Here is a 17269-nt window from a genome sequence, read left to right on the forward strand (position 1 = left end):
TGTGGCAAGCTGGATGCATAACAAACATATCTACAGGGAGTAGAGTGATGGCACAGGGCCAGATGGCACCCGGTATCGTATCCGGGCGGCTTTCCAGCGATGAGCTGACCTCGAATTTCGCGGATCTGCATCCGCCACTGGCCCCGCACGAGGCCGCCGTGGCAGCAGATCGGTGTTATTTTTGCTATGACGCGCCGTGTGTGACGGCTTGTCCGACGGACATCGATATTCCGCTGTTCATGCGCCAGATTCAGGCCGGACAGCCAGAAGCAGCGGGTGAGACCATTCTGGCGCAGAACATTCTGGGCGGAATGTGCGCCCGCGTTTGTCCGACCGAGACATTGTGCGAAGAAGCCTGCGTGCGCGAGACCGCCGAAGGTGCGCCCGTCGAAATCGGGCGTCTGCAACGCTATGCGACCGACAGTGTGATGGCTCACGGCGAACATCCGTTTGAACGGGCCGCGCCCACTGGCAAATCCGTTGCGGTGATCGGGGCCGGGCCGGCGGGTCTGGCCTGCGCGCACCGTTTGGCGATGCTGGGTCATGACGTGGTGATCCATGAAAGCCGGCCAAAACCGGGCGGGCTGAACGAATATGGGATCGCCGCCTATAAATCGACCAATGATTTCGCCCAGGCCGAGGTCGACTGGCTGCTGCAGATCGGCGGCATCACGATCGAGACCGGATCGGTTCTGGGTGAGAGCGTCTCGCTGGACGGGCTGGTTGAGAATTACGATGCGGTCTTCCTGTCCATCGGTCTGACCGGAGTGAACGCCCTGCGCGCGCAGGGGTCCGATCTGGAAGGCGTCCGCCATGCGGTCAATTTCATCTCGGATGTCCGGCAAGCCTCTGATCTTGCGAACCTGCCTGTCGGCCGCAACGTGGTCGTCATCGGGGGCGGGATGACCGCCGTGGATGCAGCGGTAAAGTCCAAGTTGCTGGGTGCCGAGCATGTCACCATTGCCTATCGCCGTGGCCGCGACGCCATGGGGGCCAGCCGATACGAGCAGGATTTGGCATCCTCGCACGGTGTCAAGATCATGACGAATGTGCAGCCAGTTGCCGTGCACGGGAACGGCGCAGCCGCAGAGATCGAGTTGGAGTATACGTCCAGTCAGGGCGGTCAGCTTTCGGGAACCGGAGAAAAGGTGCGTTTGCCCGCCGATCAGGTCCTCAAGGCGATTGGCCAGACGCTGGATGGCGCACCGGAAGGCCTTGCGCTGGATGGCAACAAGATCGCGGTGGACAGCACCGGGCGCACTTCGGTGGCTGGGGTCTGGGCCGGGGGCGATTGCGCGGCGGGGGGTGAAGACCTGACCGTGACCGCAGTGGCCGAAGGCCGGGATGCGGCGATGGACATCCACGCAACGCTTGTTTCGTGATAGGATGAGGCATTCAGCCCATCTCTGTCGCTGCTGAGGTATTCTTATGTCCCAGATCGAACAAGCCGTTGCGCAACATTATACAACCGGTGCCCTTACTGAACGCGTTCGTGAGGCTCTTAAGGCCAGTGGCGTTGACCCCAACGCTGCAACGGTTGCCGACCTCAAGGCCGGTGATGAGTTCCACACCGGCGGTGTTCTTGCGACGGACCACCTGTTTGCTCAGCTTGCGCCAACCCACGCGACGCGCGTGCTGGACGTCGGTTGCGGCATCGGCGGCACGTCCCGGTACATCGTGGATCGCTACAACTCGACGGTAACCGGAGTCGATCTGACGCCGGAATTCGTCGAGACAGCAACCGAGTTGAGCGCTCTTGTCGGGCATTCCGACAAGGCGCGGTTTGCGGTCGGCAGCGCGCTGGACATGCCGGTGCCGGATGCCGGTTTCGATCTTGCCGTCATGCTGCACGTCGGAATGAACATTGCGGATAAGCACGCGCTTTTTGCGGAAGTTTCGCGAACGCTTGCCTGGGATGGAACCTTTGCCCTGTTTGATGTGATGGGCGGGGATGTGGACGAGCCGCTGGCTTTCCCGCTGCCCTGGTCAACCGTTGCCGAAACATCCTTTGTCGATGCGCCGGAAATCTACAAGGACGCGGCCACTGCTGCCGGTCTGGAACTGGTCACCGAAGCAGACCGGACCGAGTTTGCGCTGACATTCTTCGAAGAGGTTTTTGCGCGCATCGCCGAAAGCGGCCCGCCGCCTTTGGGCATCCACCTGATGATGGGCGAGACGGCGCCCGAGAAGTTTCAGAACTACGTCACAAACCTCAAGGCCGGGCGCATTCGTCCGACCGAAATGATATTCAAGAAAACCGGCTGAGCCGGGAAGGGAGAAGCCATGGCCAACCTGACAACTGATTTTCTGGGCATTTCCAGCCCCAACCCCTATTGGCTGGCCTCGGCGCCACCCACGGACAAGGAATACAACGTCCGCCGCGCCTTCGAGGCCGGATGGGGCGGCGTCGTCTGGAAGACGCTGGGGTCCGAAGGCCCTCCGGTCGTGAACGTGAACGGCCCTCGCTATGGCGCGATTTACGGCGCGGATCGGCGCTTGCTGGGTCTGAACAACATCGAACTGATCACCGACCGGCCCTTAGAGGTGAACCTTGAGGAAATGGCGCGGGTCAAGGCCGACTACCCGGACCGCGCGCTGATCGCCTCGATCATGGTGCCGTGCGAGGAGGAGGCGTGGAAAGCCATCCTGCCGCGCGTGTCTGAGACCGGGGCGGACGGGATTGAGCTGAACTTCGGCTGCCCGCACGGGATGAGCGAGCGCGGCATGGGCTCGGCCGTGGGGCAGGTGCCGGAATATATCGAGATGGTGACCCGTTGGTGCAAGAAATACTATGACCGTCCGGTCATCGTGAAGCTGACGCCGAATATCACCGATATCCGCAAGCCTGCCGAAGCCGCCAGGAACGGTGGCGCGGATGCTGTGTCGCTGATCAACACGATCAACTCGATCACCAGCGTCAATCTGGACACGTTCAGCCCGGAACCGTCGATTGACGGCAAAGGCAGCCACGGCGGCTATTGCGGCCCGGCGGTGAAGCCGATCGCGCTGTCGATGGTGTCCGAAATTTCGCGCGCACAGGCCACGCACGGTCTGCCGATTTCGGGCATCGGCGGCGTGACCACGTGGCGCGATGCGGCGGAATTCATGGCGCTGGGATGCGGCAACGTTCAGGTCTGCACGGCGGCGATGACCTATGGATTCAAGATCATCGATGAACTGACCGCCGGCCTTTCCAAGTGGATGGATGAAAAAGGCTATAAGGACGTCTCGGAAATCGTGGGCCTTGCGGTGCCGAACGTGACGGACTGGCAGTATCTGAACCTGAACTACGTGGCCAAGGCCAAGATCGATCAGGATCAGTGCATCAAGTGCGGCCGCTGCTATGCCGCCTGCGAAGACACCAGCCACCAGGCGATTTCAATGTCCGATGACCGCGTGTTCGAGGTCATTGATGACGAATGCGTCGCCTGCAACCTCTGCGTGGATGTCTGCCCGGTCGAAGGATGTATTTCGATGGTGCCGATGGCGGCCGGAGAGGTTGATCCGCGCACCGGACTGGAAGTGCAACCAGACTATGCCAACTGGACGACACACCCGAACAATCCGATGGCGAAAGCCGCGGAATAACGAAAGTAAAAGGGGCCGGTTTTCGGCCCCTTCTTCATGGTGTCAGCAGTTTGCGATACAGCGTGTCCATGAACGGCTCGGCCCCTTCAAACGGGTCTTCCTCGCCCAGAATCGCACGGACCTGAACATCGAAATCGGCGTAATGCTGGGTCAATGCCCAGATCGAGAAAATCAGGTGATACGGGTGCAGCCGCGCGATTTTCCCCTGGTCCATCCAACCCGTCAGAATCGCCGTCTTTTCATCGACCAATACCCGAAGATCATTGGATAGGGCATCGTGAATGCGGGGCGCGCCCTGAACCAGTTCATTGGCGAACAGACGGCTTTCGCGCGGTAACTCGCGGCTCATCTGCAGCTTGCGCCGGATATAGGCGAGAATTTCCTCCATCGGGTCACCGTCGGCGTCCAGATCGTGCAAGGGGGCCAGCCACAATTCCAGCAGCCCGGACAGCAACGCGGTGTGAATCGCCTCTTTCGACGGGAAATAATACAGCAGATTCGGTTTGCTCAGCCCCGCTTCGGTCGCGATCTGATCCACGGTCGCGCCGCGAAACCCGTGGGCGGAAAACACGTTCAGTGCGGCCTCGAGGATTGCGGCCCGGTTCTTTTTCTGAATTCTGGTTGGTGCGCGGTCTTTGGGCATACGTTCAGGCTGTCTCTTTTTCCGGCAAGCAGGTGCCGATATTGCCAAAAATTCCGACGGCCTCCTGCAATTTCTTGACTGATGTCGAACCCGTGATAGCGTGAGTTTGACCATATGGTCAAATCAAGACACCAAAAGCGAGCCAAATCGCAAGCAACAGGGGAAAACAAGATGGCAGCTCCGGCGCAGAACCTCAGGATCAATGGCGACAGACTTTGGGACAGCCTGATGGAGATGGCCAAAATCGGCCCCGGTGTTGCGGGCGGAAACAATCGCCAGACGCTGACGGATGAAGACGCCGAAGGGCGCGCCCTGTTCCAGAAATGGTGCGAGGATGCGGGCTGTACCATGGGGCTGGATCAGATGGGCAACATGTTTGCCCGGCGCGACGGCACCGACCCCGAGGCTTTGCCTGTCTATGTCGGCTCGCATCTGGATACGCAGCCCACCGGCGGAAAGTATGACGGGGTTCTGGGCGTGCTTGGGGGGCTGGAGATCATCCGGACGCTGAACGATCTGGGCATCAAGACCAGGCACCCAATCGTGGCGACCAACTGGACCAACGAAGAAGGGACACGCTATGCCCCGGCGATGTTGTCTTCGGGCGTGTTTGCGGGGATGCATACGCAGGACTGGGCCTATGACCGTGAGGATGCCGAGGGCAAGAAATTCGGGGATGAACTGAAACGCATCGGCTGGCGCGGCGATGAAGAGGTCGGCGTGCGCAAGATGCATGCATTTTTCGAGTTGCACATTGAACAGGGACCGATCCTTGAGGCCGAGGATAAGGATATCGGCGTCGTCACGCACGGGCAGGGGTTGAGCTGGACGCAGGTCACCGTGACCGGAAAAGACGCTCATACCGGTTCCACCCCGATGCCGATGCGCAAGAATGCCGGGCTGGCGATGGCGCGTATTCTTGAAAAGGTTGACGAGATCGCATGGTCGCACGCGCCGCACGCCGTTGGCGCGGCGGGGCATATCGATGTCTTCCCGAACTCGCGCAACGTGATCCCCGGCAAGGTCGTTTTCACGGTCGATTTCCGTTCGCCCGAACTGGACGTGATCACCGATATGGAAAACCGTCTGCGTGTTGCGGCAGAAGATATCGTTGAGGAAATGGGCTTGCAGGTCGAATTCGAGAAGGTTGGTGGTTTCGATCCGGTGAAATTCGACGAGGGCTGCGTTGCAGCTGTCCGCGATGCGGCCGAGCGTCTGGGATATTCGCACACGAATATCATCTCGGGCGCAGGGCACGATGCGTGCTGGATCAACCGTGTGGCCCCAACGGCGATGGTGATGTGCCCCTGCGTGGACGGGCTGAGCCATAATGAGGCCGAAGAGATCAGCAGGGAATGGGCCGCGGCCGGGGCGGATGTTCTGTTTCATGCGGTCGTCGAGACGGCGGAAATCGTGGAATAGGGGGCTCTGCCCCCGTCGCCCATGGGGCGACTCCCCCGAGGTATTTTTGGCCAGATGAAGCAAGCGGCGCAGACCGCATCAGGGAGTTTAAAATGAGTACTGTTATCAAGAACGGAACCGTTGTGACCGCCGACTTGTCCTACAAGGCGGATGTGAGGGTCGAAGACGGTGTGATCACTGAAATCGGAATGGACCTGAGGGGCGACAAAGAGCTGGATGCGACCGGCTGTTTTGTCATGCCGGGCGGGATCGACCCGCATACGCATCTGGAGATGCCTTTCATGGGAACCTATTCCAGCGATGACTTTGAAAGCGGGACACGCGCGGCGCTGGCGGGTGGCACGACGATGGTTGTGGATTTCGCGCTGCCCAATCCGGGTGAAAGCCTGCTGGATGCGTTGAAACGCTGGGACAACAAATCGACCCGTGCGAATTGCGACTATTCGTTCCACATGGCGGTGACCTGGTGGGGTGAGCAGGTGTTCGATGACATCAAGACGGTCATCGAGACGCGCGGGATCAACACGTTCAAGCATTTCATGGCCTACAAGGGCGCGCTGATGGTGAATGACGACGAGTTGTTCGCCTCGTTCAAGCGTTTGGCCGAGTTGGGTGGCATCGCCATGGTGCATGCCGAGAATGGCGATGTGGTGGCTGAGCTCAGCGCCAAGCTGCTGGCCGAGGGCAACACCGGACCCGAAGCGCATGCCTATTCCCGTCCGCCGCAGGTTGAGGGAGAGGCCACCAACCGGGCGATCATGATCGCGGATATGGCGGGCGTGCCGCTGTACGTGGTGCATACGTCTTGTGAAGAGGCGCATGAAGCCATTCGCCGGGCCAAGATGAATGGCAAGCGGGTGTGGGGGGAGCCCCTGATCCAGCATCTGACTCTGGATGAGAGCGAGTATTTCCATCAGGATTGGGACCATGCTGCACGCAGAGTGATGAGCCCGCCGTTTCGGAACAAGCAGCACCAGGATAGTCTGTGGAACGGTCTGCATTCCGGCACGCTGAGCGTTGTGGCCACCGACCACTGCGCATTCACGACCGAGCAGAAGCGTTATGGCGTCGGTGACTTTACCAAGATCCCCAACGGGACCGGCGGACTGGAAGACCGGATGCCGATGCTGTGGACGCATGGGGTGAATACCGGGCGTTTGACGATGAACGAATTCGTGGCGGTCACTTCAACTAACATCGCCAAGATTATGAATTGTTACCCGAAAAAAGGCGCGATACTTGTTGGCGCGGATGCGGATATCGTTGTGTGGGACCCTGAAAAAACCAAGACGATCAGTGCTGATACCCAGCAATCCTCGATCGACTACAATGTGTTTGAAGGCAAGGAGGTCAAGGGCCTGCCGCGCTTTACCCTGACCCGTGGGCACGTGGCCGTGCATGACGGGGAAATCCGCACTCAGGAAGGGCACGGCGATTTCGTTGCGCGCGAGCCGAATGGTCACGTGAACAAGGCTTTGAGCACCTGGAAAGAGTTGACGGCACCCCGACCGGTTGAGCGGACTGGGATTCCGGCGACGGGGGTTTGATGGATCGGGCGATGACCCTTGACGTACGACCTGTGACGTCGCCGTGGAAGCTGGCAAAACGCCTCTCTCTTGTGGTTTTTGTCAGTTGTTTCGTGTGCAACGCTGTTCTCTGGACGATCACTTACCTCGAACTGTTTGGAGCCAGGTGCGAGTTCATCTGCCCGCAATCTGTAAGCGAATTGATTGCTGCAATCGGGGGTTGGGGACTCTTCGCGAGCGCTCTGGCGGTTCCGGCGGCGGCAATCGTCATGACGCCGCTCATACTGCTGGCCTTTGACATGCTGCACGCTCAAATGCAGGAAACACCTGCCTTTTTGCTTGCAATTCTCACGTCGGTTTTGGTCGTCCTGTGTATCGGTTCATTTCTGATTGTCGGCGCAAATGGTGTTCCCGTGTCAATTAAGCCGCTGATTGCATTGTCCCCGGTCGTGTTCTCCATCTTGGGGATAACATCTGGTGTGGCACTTGCTTTGCTCGCCATCGAAAAGACGCTGAAACAGCGGAAGAAATAGGAAGTGTGAAAGTGACTACAAATTCAGCGCAGCAGTCCTGTGTTATCGAAGCTGCTCATCTCGATCTCACCTTCCAGACCAATGATGGGCCGATCCATGCGCTCAAGGATGTGAACCTGACAGTCGACAAGGGCGACTTCGTCAGTTTCATTGGCCCTTCTGGCTGCGGCAAAACCACATTTCTGCGCTGTATCGCGGCGCTTGAGACCCCGACCGGGGGGCAACTCACCGTGAACGGCATGACCCCGGATGAGGCGCGGCGGAATTGGGCTTATGGGTACGTGTTTCAGGCGGCGGGGTTATATCCGTGGCGCACCATTGCTAAGAACATCAAATTACCGCTTGAGATCATGGGGTATTCCGCGGCTGAACAGGATGAGCGTGTAAAGAACGTCCTGGAACTGGTTGATCTGGAAGGGTTTGGCGGGAAGTTTCCCTGGCAGTTGTCTGGCGGCATGCAGCAGCGGGCCAGTATCGCGCGGGCGCTGGCCTTTGACGCCGACATTCTGCTGATGGACGAGCCCTTCGGCGCGTTGGACGAGATCGTGCGCGATCACCTGAACGAACAGCTTCTGGCGCTGTGGGCGCGGACGGAAAAGACCATCGGATTCGTAACCCACTCGATTCCCGAGGCGGTGTATCTCAGCACCAAGATCGTGGTGATGAGCCCGCGGCCAGGGAGAATTACGGATGTGATCGACAGCCCGCTGCCGAAAGAAAGGCCGCTGGACATTCGCGACACACCCGAGTTCATCGAAGTCGCCCATCGCGTGCGGGAAGGTCTAAGAGCGGGGCATTCGGATGACTAACGCAGGGTTCAGGGCCCTCTGGGCCGTATTGACGGTTTTGCTGGTCATAGGCGTGTTCTGGTACGCCGCCTGTGTTCCGATGAATATCAAGGGCGTTCTGACCGAGCAGGAGCGCGCGGGCGCAGAGGTGCAGCCGCCATCAGCAGCAGATCGCCGGGATATGTCGGAAATTGGACTGGTGCTGAAAAACAGCTTTGCCATCCCGGCCACCTGGTCACAGGACCGTCCCCGATTACCGGCCCCGCATCAGGTCGCCACCGAAATGTGGGAGACCACGGTCCAAAAGAAAATCACCTCGAAACGATCCCTGATCTATCATGGCTGGGTCACCCTCAGCGCGACGATGCTGGGCTTTGCCATCGGCACCGGGCTGGGCATTTTGCTGGCGGTCGGGATCGTGCATAGCCGGGTCATGGACCTGTCGGTCATGCCCTGGGCCATCGTCAGCCAGACCATTCCGATCATTGCGCTGGCGCCGATGATCATCGTGGTGCTGTACTCGGTCGGTATTCAGGGGATCATCCCCAAGGCCGTCATCTCGGCCTACCTGAGCTTTTTCCCGGTGGTCGTTGGCATGGTCAAGGGGCTGCGCAGCCCGGACGCCATGCAACTGGATCTGCTGCGCACCTACAATGCCAGCCGCGCGCAGGGCTTCTGGAAGCTGCGTTTGCCGGCGTCCATGCCGTATCTCTTCACCTCACTCAAGATCGGCATCGCGGCGTCTTTGGTCGGGGCCATTGTTGGTGAATTGCCGACAGGTGCGGTGGCGGGTCTGGGCGCACGTCTGCTGGCCGGCAGCTATTACGGACAGACCGTTCAGATCTGGTCGGCCCTGTTCGCGGCGGCCATACTCGCGGCTTGTCTGGTCGGGCTGCTGGGGTTCATCGAACGCACGGTGCTGAAACGGATGGGGATGGCGCAATGATTGCAATTCTTGGCGCTGTTGGTGTTTGGCTGCTGGGCTGGTGGCTGAACAGCCGTCTGGCGAGCGGGCCTTATGCTGACACCCGCTTGGTGGGGTTTCTGGCCCCGCTGATCTTTGGCCTGACCGTCATTGGCATCTGGGAGTTGGTGGTGCGGGGCCTGGATGTGCCTCTGGTCATCCTGCCGGCGCCGTCGGTCATCTGGGACCGTTTTTGGGACAGCCTGCCAGTATTGTGGGCGGATTTCGTGCAAACCATCATTAAAGGCGCGCTGAGCGGTTATGTCATCGGCTGCGGCGCGGCCTTCCTGATGGCGATTGCCGTCGACCGGTGGGATTTCCTGCGTCTTGGTCTGCTGCCGGTTGGAAATTTCGTAGCGGCCCTGCCCATCGTGGGTACCGCGCCCATTCTGGTGATGTGGTTCGGGTTCGACTGGCACTCCAAAGCGGCCGTGGTCGTGGTGATGGTGTTCTTTCCGATGCTGGTTAACACGGTCGCAGGGCTGCGTGAGGCAACAGCCATGCAGCGCGACCTGATGGAGACTTATGCGGCGACCTATTGGCAGAGCTTTCTGAAGCTGCGCCTGCCTGCCGCAATGCCCTTTATTTTCAACGGGCTAAAGATTTCTACGACTCTGGCGCTGATCGGCGCTATCGTGGCCGAGTTCTTTGGCTCACCCACGCTGGGCATGGGGTTCCGGATTTCGACCAGCGTCGGGCAACTGTCGCTGGATATGGTCTGGGCTGAAATCGTCGTGGCGGCCCTGGCCGGAACAGCATTTTATGGCCTTGTGGCCGGGATCGAAAAGGCGGTGACATTCTGGCACCCGTCGCAACGCGGATAACAAAAGGAATTCAACAGACCCCGAAAACGGGGCATCAACAGCAACTAGGAGACATGAAGATGAATAAGCTTTTCAGCGGTGCGGTCGCCGCCTTTAGCCTGGCAGCCAGTGCGGCGCTTGCTGCGGATGAGGTGACGTTGCAGCTCAAGTGGGTCACACAGGCGCAGTTCGCAGGCTATTATGTGGCCAAGGACAAGGGGTTCTACGAAGAAGAGGGGCTGGACGTCACCATTCTGCCCGGTGGACCGGACATCGCGCCGACACAGGTGATCGCGGGCGGCGGGGCCGACGTGACCGTGGAGTGGATGCCCGCCGCTCTGGCCGCGCGGGAAAAGGGGCTGCCGCTGGTCAATATCGCGCAGCCTTTCAAGAGCTCGGGCATGATGCTGACCTGCTGGAAGGATGCGGGAATTGGTTCACCTGAAGACCTCAAGAACCGCACTCTGGGCGTTTGGTTCTTTGGCAATGAATTCCCCTTCATGAGCTGGATGAGCCAGTTGGGTATCGACACCGGTGGCAAAAGTGAGAATGGCGTCGAAGTCTTGAAACAGGGTTTCAACGTCGATCCGCTGTTGCAGCGTCAGGCCGATTGCATCAGCACCATGACCTATAACGAATACTGGCAGGTCATCGACGCTGGCGTCAGCCCGGATGAGCTGGTGACCTTCAAATACGAAGATCAGGGTGTCGCCACGCTTGAGGACGGTCTCTACGTTTTGGAAGAAAACCTCGGCGACGCGGCCTTTGTGGATAAGATGGAACGCTTTGTGCGTGCGTCCATGAAAGGCTGGAAATATGCCGAGGAAAACCCGGATGAGGCTGCTGATATCGTTCTGGAAAACGACGCAACCGGCGCCCAGACAGAAGAGCATCAAAAGCGGATGATGGGTGAGATCGCAAAGCTGACCGCAGGGTCGAACGGCGCGCTTGATCCGGCCGATTTTGAACGCACCGTGGGCACATTGCTTGCCGGAGGTTCCGATCCGGTGATCACCAAGCAGCCCGATGGCGCCTGGACCCATCAGATTACGGATGCGGCCCTGAACTGAACCAGTTCAAACAAAACGAATTTGCGCGGCTCCGATCGGGGCCGCGTTTCTGTTTCTATTGGTCGGAATGTGACTGTACTTGAGACAGGAAAGGCTTAGTATTCTCTTGAAAATGAACGCAATTCATACGATATGCGGTAGATTTGGGAGAAAATGCAGAGCTTTGCAACAGAATTCAGTTCCGCTCTTGCCCTGATTGTGAACGGGGATGCCGAGTTGTGGGCGATTGTTCTGCTTTCTCTGAAAGTCTCTGTATTTGCGGTTCTTATCGCCGCGCTGATCGGAATGCCCGTTGGGGCCGCTCTGGCGGTTGCGCGTTTTCCGGGGCGTCGGATGCTGATCATCCTTATGAACGCGTTGATGGGGCTGCCTCCGGTCGTTGTCGGTTTGCTGGTTTACCTGGTTCTGTCGCGCTCGGGGCCGCTGGGAGTGCTGGAACTGCTGTATACGCCGACAGCGATGATTATCGCGCAGGTGGTGCTGGTCACTCCGATTGTCGCGGCGCTGACACGGCAGGTGGTGGAACTGCTGGCCGAGGAATATTCCGAACAACTCCGCTCGCTGGGTGTGTCGCGGCTGGCATCTGTGCCGGTGTTGCTGTGGGATGCACGATTGGCACTGGTGACGGCGTTGCTGGCCGGTTTTGGCCGCGCGATTGCCGAGGTCGGGGCGGTCATCATCGTTGGCGGCAACATCAATCACGTAACACGGGTGATGACCACGACTATCGCGCTGGAGACGTCGAAAGGCAATCTGGCACTGGCGTTGGCGTTGGGCACAATTCTGATCGGAATCGCGGTGGCGGTGAATGCCTTGGTCAGTGCACTTAGCCTGCGGGCCGAACAGGAAGGGCTGCGTCATGCGTGATCTGGGCTCTGAAATGGCAAGTTGCCTGTCGGTTGAACGGGTGCAGATCGCCCGCAAGGGCAAGGCTTTGCTGGATGTTCCGCAACTGTCACTGGACGGTCCGGGGCCGACCCTGATACTGGGTCCGAACGGATCGGGCAAAAGCCTGCTTCTGCGATGTTTGCACGGGTTGATCGTGCCGGATCGCGGTCAGATCAGACAGGATGGGGTGATCCTTAACGCCGATCACAAGGCGCGCCAGGCGATGGTGTTTCAGCAACCTGTTTTGCTGCGCCGGTCGGTCGCCGCCAATCTGGACTTTGTGCTGAAACGGCAGGGCATTCCCCGCCGCGAACGGAGGCCCCGCATCGACGACCTGTTGGCCGAAGGCGGGCTGGAAGGCAAAGCCCGGCAATCGGCACGCTCTCTTTCGGGGGGTGAGGCCCAGCGTCTGGCCATTTTGCGCGCGCTGGCGCTGAACCCTGAAACACTGTTTCTGGACGAACCGACCAGCGCGCTGGACCCAAGCGCCACACAGATGATCGAGCGGATGATCCTGCGCGCATCCCGTCGGGGGGTGCGCATTGTCATGGTGACACATGATATCGGTCAGGCCCGCCGTCTTGCCGCCGATATCGTGATGATGCAGGGCGGGCGCGTGGTTGAGCACGGAGTTGCAAGGCAAATATTGGACACCCCCGAAAGCGATGCCTCGCGCAGGTATCTGGCCGGCGGGCTGGTCACGTAATTCAATTGATCGGAGATCGAAATGATCCGAAATTTCATTCGGGCGGCATTGGTAACCCTTGGCCTTATTGCAGGCCCCTCGATGGCTGAAGCGCCCTTTATCGTGGTGCAGTCCACAACATCGACCCAGAATTCCGGGCTTCTGGACTATATCCTGCCGGGGTTTGAGGCGGAATTGGGTATTGACGTGCGCGTTGTGGCCGTTGGCACCGGGCAGGCGATCCGCAATGCGATCAACGGCGACGGTGACGTTCTGTTGGTTCACGCCAAATCCGCCGAGGAGCAGTTCGTGGCCGATGGCTGGGGGGTGGAACGGTTCGATCTGATGTACAACGACTTCGTTCTGATCGGGCCAAAGGCCGACCCGGCCAAAGTCAAAGGCAGCGACGACATCGTTGCCGCGCTGACTGCGATTTCCGAGGCCAGCGCGCCCTTTGCATCGCGCGGGGATGACAGCGGCACCCACAAGGCCGAGATGGCGCTTTGGAGAGGTGCAGGTCTCGACCCGACTGGCGCTTCCGGCACCTGGTACCGGGAAACCGGCTCCGGCATGGGGGCCACGTTGAACGTGGCAAGCGGAATGGGGGCTTATGCGCTGACGGATCGGGCCACGTGGCAGGCTTTTGGCAACAGGGGCAACCTTGAGGTGCTGCTTGAAGGTGATCCGCGGCTGTTCAACCAGTACGGCGTGATCCTTGTGAACCCGGAGAAGCACCCGCGCGTGCGGGCGGCGGCTGGTCAGCGCTTCATCGACTGGTTGACCGGGCCGGACGGGCAGGCGGCGATTGCGTCTTACAAGCTGGATGGCCAGCAGTTGTTTTTTCCAAACGCAGAGTAGCGCGGTTTCAACCGCTGGCGCCGTTGTGGTGGATCGTGCCCAGCCCGGACAGGTCATAGCCGCCAAACTCCGTCGCGCGGGTCGCGAACCGTTCTGAGTGAAGGAAGCTGAGCAAAGTCAGCATCGGTGCGTCAAAATACGCCCGACGCCAGATCGCAAGATCGAGACGTTCGGAATGGGTGGGCAGGAACCCAAGATCATAGAGCCCCGCCAATGCGCCCAGACCGAACCCCGCCTCGGCCTTGCCATCATGCAGCGCGATGGCCAGTTCTTCTTCGGTTCGGGCGCAGGTGGGCAGAGCATCCAGATCGTCGCGGGGCAGGTCATGGGCCTCTAGCTGCGCGTCGAACAGCCTTTGGCTGGCCGCGCTGTTCTGGCGCAGGATCACCCTGCGCCCTTTGAGGTCGGCAAACCCGGAGATTCCCGCGACATTCGGTGCCAGCAAAAGGCCGCGCTGTCTTTGCGCGATCTCGAAAAGGACGACCGGGGCTTCACCGAGGCTGTCGCGCAATGCGCTGGTGTTGAATCCGTCCGCTTCGTGGATGTGCAGGGCTGCCGCCTGCGCGCTGCGGTCCCGCAGCCGGGTCAGCCCGTCGAACGAACCGTCGTAATACGTCGCCAGCCCGGACCCGCTTTCGCGCAATGCCCAGTCAAGCAGGGGATCATGGCTGCCGGCCACAATTGGCGGAAGGGGCGGTTCGGCGACCTGCGGACCGGACCGCGAGGCATTCAGCCAGGCGATGACCTCGGCCCGGGGAAACAGCAGCTTGCCCATGGCCCGCACGCAGGGAACTTCACCCGACGAAGCCAGATCATAAGCCTTGCGCTCGCCAATGCGCAGCAGGTCGGCAAGCTCCTTGGTGGTCAGGTATTCAGCCATTCAATCGAGCCGCACCGCCGCGCCGGAACCCGCATCTGCGGCGCTGAATCCGATCTGCTCCAGCGCAAAGGGGGCGGCGACCGTGATCACGACCATTGCGGCGACGGCTGCAAGAAAGGCTTTCATATTCTCCTCCGGCTCAGTTTTCCGGTGCCGTGGCGCGGCGCAGAAAGGCGACCAGATCGTCCCGGTCCTGCGGCTTCGTGATCCGCTGCATCGGCATCTTCGATCCCGGAATGTAGTGATCCGGCCCCTTGTCGAAAAGAGCGTTTATCGTTTCGTCATTCCAAATGATATCAGAGTCTTGCAGCGTGTCCGAGTAGAAATAGCCGGGCAGGGAGCCGGCCTTGCGCCCGAACACGGCATAGAGGGTCGGGCCGGCACGCCGTTGCCCGTCCGGTGTCAGGCTGTGACAGATCGAGCATTTGCGGGCGAACTGGCGCTCTCCATTGCTCATCTCGTCAGGGTTTTTCAGAAAACTGGGTTCTGAACTGGCCATCTGTGCCTGTTCGCCCAAGGCAGTGACAGGCCAGCTGTACATGGCCTCGTCCATGCCGCCCGCATGGAGGTTCTGACCGTCCGTGGAAAAGGCCAGGGCCCAGACCGGGCCGCGCAATGTCGCGCGAAAATCCTGTGCGATGCGCCACTCGGCCGTGTCGATGATCATAATGTAACCTTCACCATCCCCAACGGCGAGCATGCTGCGATCCGGGCTAAGCGCCAGCGCCAGGATCGGGCGGCGGTCGAGGGTGAAATCATGTTCCTCTCCGGTGGACAGGTCGCGAATACGCGTGACGCCGTCCACAGCGCCATAGGCGATCCAGTTATCCTGCGCGCTCAACACCAATTCGTTGATGCCGAACCCATGCTCGACAATCCGTTGAATTTCCTGGCCTTCGGAAATATCCCAAAGGCGAAGCGCGCCGTCCATCCCAGCGGAATACAGTTGGGTGCCATCGGGCGAAAACACGACAGCATTCACCCCGCTGCCCACAGGGCCCAGAATTCGGGGTTCCGAACCGTCTACCGGCCAAAGCCCGATCGTGCCGTCCCAACTGGCACTTGCGACATGCGTTTTCGAGGCGGCGAGGTCGACGATTTTGCCCTTGTGCCTCCCGACGATCTCGCCTCCGGGCCACCGGCGCAGGGTAAAGTCATCGCCTGCCGAATAGATCGCGGTTCCGTTGAAGGCGACGCTGTTGACCGCGGCCTCGTGCCCTTCCAGCCATTCCGGGGACTGGTCGGACCACAGGCCCACGGAGTTGTCGAAGCTGGCCGTGGCGATGCGTCCATCCGGCGCGGTGGCGATCCCCATGATCGGCCCGCCGTGACCCTTGAGCGTAAAGAATTCGGCCCAAGCGGGCAGCGGGATCAGCGCCAGTGCCAGCAGGACGCGACGCATCTATTCAGCGGGTGAGGCGGTGGCCTTGCCCGTCTCGTCTTTTTGCACCTCTTCCAGCCAGAGCGAATGATGCTCGCGGGCCCATTGCTCTTCGACTTCACCGGTACCCATGGCGTCAAATGCGCCCTCCATGCCAACCGATCCGAGGTAGATATGCGCGATGATGATGGCGATGAAGACATAAGCCACCATGACGTGCCAGACCTGCGCGTACTGCATCTCTTCCTGCGGTGACATCTCAACGGGCAGGTCCAGGCCCAGCATCTGGGGAATGCCGGTGGCGTTGGCAACCTGGAATGTTTTGGCGAACATCGGCAGTTCGAACGGGAACAGCAGGGACAACCCTGACAGGCTGATGGACACGCCCAGCAGTATGCAGGCCCAGAAGATGACCTTTTGACCTGCGTTGAACTTCCGTGCGGGCGGATGGCTGCCTTTGGTGAACAGTCCTCCTCCGGCGGCCAGCCATTTCAGGTCGGTGCGGTTGGGGATGTTATGGGCAATCCAGTTCACGGTGACGATGATCAGCCCCAGCATAAACGCCCAGGCGAGGTTGTTATGCAGCCATTTACAGCCATGAGCGATGGCGGCAAACCCCTCTTTGCCAAAGACAGGGATCAGAAAGTCGCGGCCATAAAGTGTCAGCAGCCCCGTTAGGCCGAGGATCAGAAATGACCCGGCGAACAGCCAGTGGCCAAAGCGTTCAAAACCGTTGAAACGGGTGACGGTGCGGCCGGTCTTTTCCCCGTCGATGCGGATTCTTCCGCGGGTCAGGAAGAACAGCACGATAATGGCCAGCATCCCGCCAAGGATATAGGTGCCGTATTCGCGCAGAGGCCCAGTGCGGAAGTTCAGCCACCACATGCCGCCGTCCTGAATCAGCACGCTGTCCGCTGGTCCATGGGACGACACGGTCACATCCGCCGAGCCATAGCGCAGTGCGCGATAGACATCGCTGTCCGAGGCAACGCCGCGCGTGCCGAACTGGCCCAGCAGACCTTCGACATTGCCCTGACCGGTGTTTTCCGAGCGATAGCTGTTGTCCACTTTTTCACCGCGCTGCCGTGCCAGAATGTCTTCCAGCGTCGTAGCGCCACCGGTCCGGGCGCGTTCGTCGGCCGTTTCTGCGGCCGGATCATCGCCCGATTGCGCGACAACGATCTGGGCCATCCCGATGGTCAGCAGGAATGCAATGAGTAAGCGGAACATCTGAACCTCG

At 60.1% G+C, this 17269-nt stretch carries 18 protein-coding genes; 13 read left to right on the top strand and 5 right to left on the bottom strand.

Features of this window, described 5'->3' with window-relative positions:
* Nucleotides 1-47: 47 nt before the first annotated feature.
* The 3 genes from ACXAC3_RS11160 to preA are packed head-to-tail and all read left to right on the top strand — an operon-like array spanning nt 48 to nt 3588.
* A complete protein-coding gene (locus tag ACXAC3_RS11160; RefSeq protein WP_475159851.1) occupies nt 48-1382 on the top strand; it encodes an NAD(P)-dependent oxidoreductase in 1335 nt (444 codons plus the stop codon).
* A 46-nt stretch (nt 1383-1428) separates the two neighbouring features.
* Complete coding sequence (locus ACXAC3_RS11165) at nt 1429-2265, top strand: methyltransferase domain-containing protein (RefSeq protein WP_475159855.1); 837 nt, start codon at nt 1429-1431, stop codon at nt 2263-2265.
* Between the two features lie 18 nt (nt 2266-2283).
* Nucleotides 2284-3588, top strand: coding sequence for an NAD-dependent dihydropyrimidine dehydrogenase subunit PreA (preA, locus tag ACXAC3_RS11170; RefSeq protein WP_475159856.1), 1305 nt, complete (start codon nt 2284-2286; stop codon nt 3586-3588).
* Between the two features lie 34 nt (nt 3589-3622).
* Here the strand turns inward: preA and ACXAC3_RS11175 are convergent, their stop codons facing one another.
* Nucleotides 3623-4231 carry a TetR family transcriptional regulator C-terminal domain-containing protein gene (locus ACXAC3_RS11175; protein WP_475159858.1) on the bottom strand — a complete coding sequence of 203 codons (609 nt, stop codon included), beginning with the start codon at nt 4229-4231 and terminating at the stop codon, nt 3623-3625.
* A gap of 171 nt (nt 4232-4402) precedes the next feature.
* On the opposite strand from ACXAC3_RS11175, the gene ACXAC3_RS11180 reads away from it, so the two are divergent.
* The 10 genes from ACXAC3_RS11180 to ACXAC3_RS11225 all read left to right on the top strand — a co-directional run bounded on the left by ACXAC3_RS11180 (nt 4403) and on the right by ACXAC3_RS11225 (nt 13768).
* Nucleotides 4403-5653, top strand: a complete 1251-nt coding sequence (locus tag ACXAC3_RS11180; protein ID WP_475159861.1) for a Zn-dependent hydrolase — start codon at nt 4403-4405, stop codon at nt 5651-5653.
* 92 nt (nt 5654-5745) lie between these two features.
* A complete protein-coding gene (hydA, locus tag ACXAC3_RS11185) occupies nt 5746-7200 on the top strand; it encodes a dihydropyrimidinase (RefSeq protein ID WP_475159864.1) in 1455 nt (484 codons plus the stop codon).
* A gap of 11 nt (nt 7201-7211) precedes the next feature.
* Nucleotides 7212-7712 carry a hypothetical protein gene (locus ACXAC3_RS11190; protein ID WP_475159866.1) on the top strand — a complete coding sequence of 167 codons (501 nt, stop codon included), beginning with the start codon at nt 7212-7214 and terminating at the stop codon, nt 7710-7712.
* 11 nt (nt 7713-7723) lie between these two features.
* The gene (locus tag ACXAC3_RS11195) at nt 7724-8521 is read left to right on the top strand and encodes an ABC transporter ATP-binding protein (RefSeq protein ID WP_475159868.1); all 798 of its coding nucleotides are present in this window, start codon (nt 7724-7726) and stop codon (nt 8519-8521) included.
* A complete protein-coding gene (locus tag ACXAC3_RS11200) occupies nt 8514-9446 on the top strand; it encodes an ABC transporter permease (RefSeq protein ID WP_475159870.1) in 933 nt (310 codons plus the stop codon). The genes ACXAC3_RS11195 and ACXAC3_RS11200 overlap by 8 nt, the downstream gene beginning before the upstream one ends.
* Nucleotides 9443-10288 carry an ABC transporter permease gene (locus ACXAC3_RS11205; RefSeq protein ID WP_475159875.1) on the top strand — a complete coding sequence of 282 codons (846 nt, stop codon included), beginning with the start codon at nt 9443-9445 and terminating at the stop codon, nt 10286-10288. The genes ACXAC3_RS11200 and ACXAC3_RS11205 overlap by 4 nt, the downstream gene beginning before the upstream one ends.
* Before the next feature lie 59 nt (nt 10289-10347).
* Nucleotides 10348-11337, top strand: a complete 990-nt coding sequence (locus ACXAC3_RS11210) for an ABC transporter substrate-binding protein (RefSeq protein WP_475159877.1) — start codon at nt 10348-10350, stop codon at nt 11335-11337.
* 153 nt (nt 11338-11490) lie between these two features.
* On the top strand, nt 11491-12204 hold the full coding sequence (locus ACXAC3_RS11215) for an ABC transporter permease (RefSeq protein ID WP_475159880.1): 714 nt from the start codon (nt 11491-11493) through the stop codon (nt 12202-12204).
* On the top strand, nt 12197-12931 hold the full coding sequence (locus tag ACXAC3_RS11220; protein ID WP_475159882.1) for an ATP-binding cassette domain-containing protein: 735 nt from the start codon (nt 12197-12199) through the stop codon (nt 12929-12931). Before ACXAC3_RS11215 ends, ACXAC3_RS11220 begins: the two co-directional genes overlap by 8 nt.
* A gap of 21 nt (nt 12932-12952) precedes the next feature.
* Nucleotides 12953-13768 carry an ABC transporter substrate-binding protein gene (locus tag ACXAC3_RS11225; protein ID WP_475159884.1) on the top strand — a complete coding sequence of 272 codons (816 nt, stop codon included), beginning with the start codon at nt 12953-12955 and terminating at the stop codon, nt 13766-13768.
* Between the two features lie 7 nt (nt 13769-13775).
* Here the strand turns inward: ACXAC3_RS11225 and ACXAC3_RS11230 are convergent, their stop codons facing one another.
* From ACXAC3_RS11230 to ACXAC3_RS11245, 4 genes are read right to left on the bottom strand one after another with little or no spacing between them, the layout of a single operon-like run.
* Entirely contained in the window at nt 13776-14648 is an 873-nt protein-coding gene (locus ACXAC3_RS11230; RefSeq protein ID WP_475159885.1) for a substrate-binding domain-containing protein, read from the bottom strand.
* Nucleotides 14649-14774 (bottom strand): hypothetical protein, encoded by a 126-nt coding sequence (locus ACXAC3_RS11235; RefSeq protein ID WP_475159888.1) that lies wholly within the window; start codon nt 14772-14774, stop codon nt 14649-14651. It abuts the gene before it with no gap.
* A 13-nt stretch (nt 14775-14787) separates the two neighbouring features.
* Nucleotides 14788-16050, bottom strand: coding sequence for a c-type cytochrome (locus ACXAC3_RS11240; protein ID WP_475159891.1), 1263 nt, complete (start codon nt 16048-16050; stop codon nt 14788-14790).
* Nucleotides 16051-17259, bottom strand: coding sequence for a formate dehydrogenase subunit gamma (locus ACXAC3_RS11245; RefSeq protein ID WP_475159892.1), 1209 nt, complete (start codon nt 17257-17259; stop codon nt 16051-16053).
* Nucleotides 17260-17269 lie beyond the last annotated feature (10 nt).

Source organism: Ruegeria sp. ABV4_181 (assembly GCF_056158465.1).

Coding starts and splice junctions, on each gene's coding strand:
- ACXAC3_RS11215 (WP_475159880.1), top strand. CDS start 11,491: ATGCAGAGCTTTGCAACAGAATTCAGTTCCGCTCTTGCCCTGATTGTG.
- ACXAC3_RS11220 (WP_475159882.1), top strand. CDS start 12,197: ATGCGTGATCTGGGCTCTGAAATGGCAAGTTGCCTGTCGGTTGAACGG.
- ACXAC3_RS11180 (WP_475159861.1), top strand. CDS start 4,403: ATGGCAGCTCCGGCGCAGAACCTCAGGATCAATGGCGACAGACTTTGG.
- preA (WP_475159856.1), top strand. CDS start 2,284: ATGGCCAACCTGACAACTGATTTTCTGGGCATTTCCAGCCCCAACCCC.
- ACXAC3_RS11200 (WP_475159870.1), top strand. CDS start 8,514: ATGACTAACGCAGGGTTCAGGGCCCTCTGGGCCGTATTGACGGTTTTG.
- ACXAC3_RS11230 (WP_475159885.1), bottom strand. CDS start 14,648: ATGGCTGAATACCTGACCACCAAGGAGCTTGCCGACCTGCTGCGCATT.
- hydA (WP_475159864.1), top strand. CDS start 5,746: ATGAGTACTGTTATCAAGAACGGAACCGTTGTGACCGCCGACTTGTCC.
- ACXAC3_RS11160 (WP_475159851.1), top strand. CDS start 48: ATGGCACAGGGCCAGATGGCACCCGGTATCGTATCCGGGCGGCTTTCC.
- ACXAC3_RS11210 (WP_475159877.1), top strand. CDS start 10,348: ATGAATAAGCTTTTCAGCGGTGCGGTCGCCGCCTTTAGCCTGGCAGCC.
- ACXAC3_RS11165 (WP_475159855.1), top strand. CDS start 1,429: ATGTCCCAGATCGAACAAGCCGTTGCGCAACATTATACAACCGGTGCC.
- ACXAC3_RS11225 (WP_475159884.1), top strand. CDS start 12,953: ATGATCCGAAATTTCATTCGGGCGGCATTGGTAACCCTTGGCCTTATT.
- ACXAC3_RS11245 (WP_475159892.1), bottom strand. CDS start 17,259: ATGTTCCGCTTACTCATTGCATTCCTGCTGACCATCGGGATGGCCCAG.
- ACXAC3_RS11235 (WP_475159888.1), bottom strand. CDS start 14,774: ATGAAAGCCTTTCTTGCAGCCGTCGCCGCAATGGTCGTGATCACGGTC.
- ACXAC3_RS11190 (WP_475159866.1), top strand. CDS start 7,212: ATGACCCTTGACGTACGACCTGTGACGTCGCCGTGGAAGCTGGCAAAA.
- ACXAC3_RS11240 (WP_475159891.1), bottom strand. CDS start 16,050: ATGCGTCGCGTCCTGCTGGCACTGGCGCTGATCCCGCTGCCCGCTTGG.
- ACXAC3_RS11205 (WP_475159875.1), top strand. CDS start 9,443: ATGATTGCAATTCTTGGCGCTGTTGGTGTTTGGCTGCTGGGCTGGTGG.
- ACXAC3_RS11175 (WP_475159858.1), bottom strand. CDS start 4,231: ATGCCCAAAGACCGCGCACCAACCAGAATTCAGAAAAAGAACCGGGCC.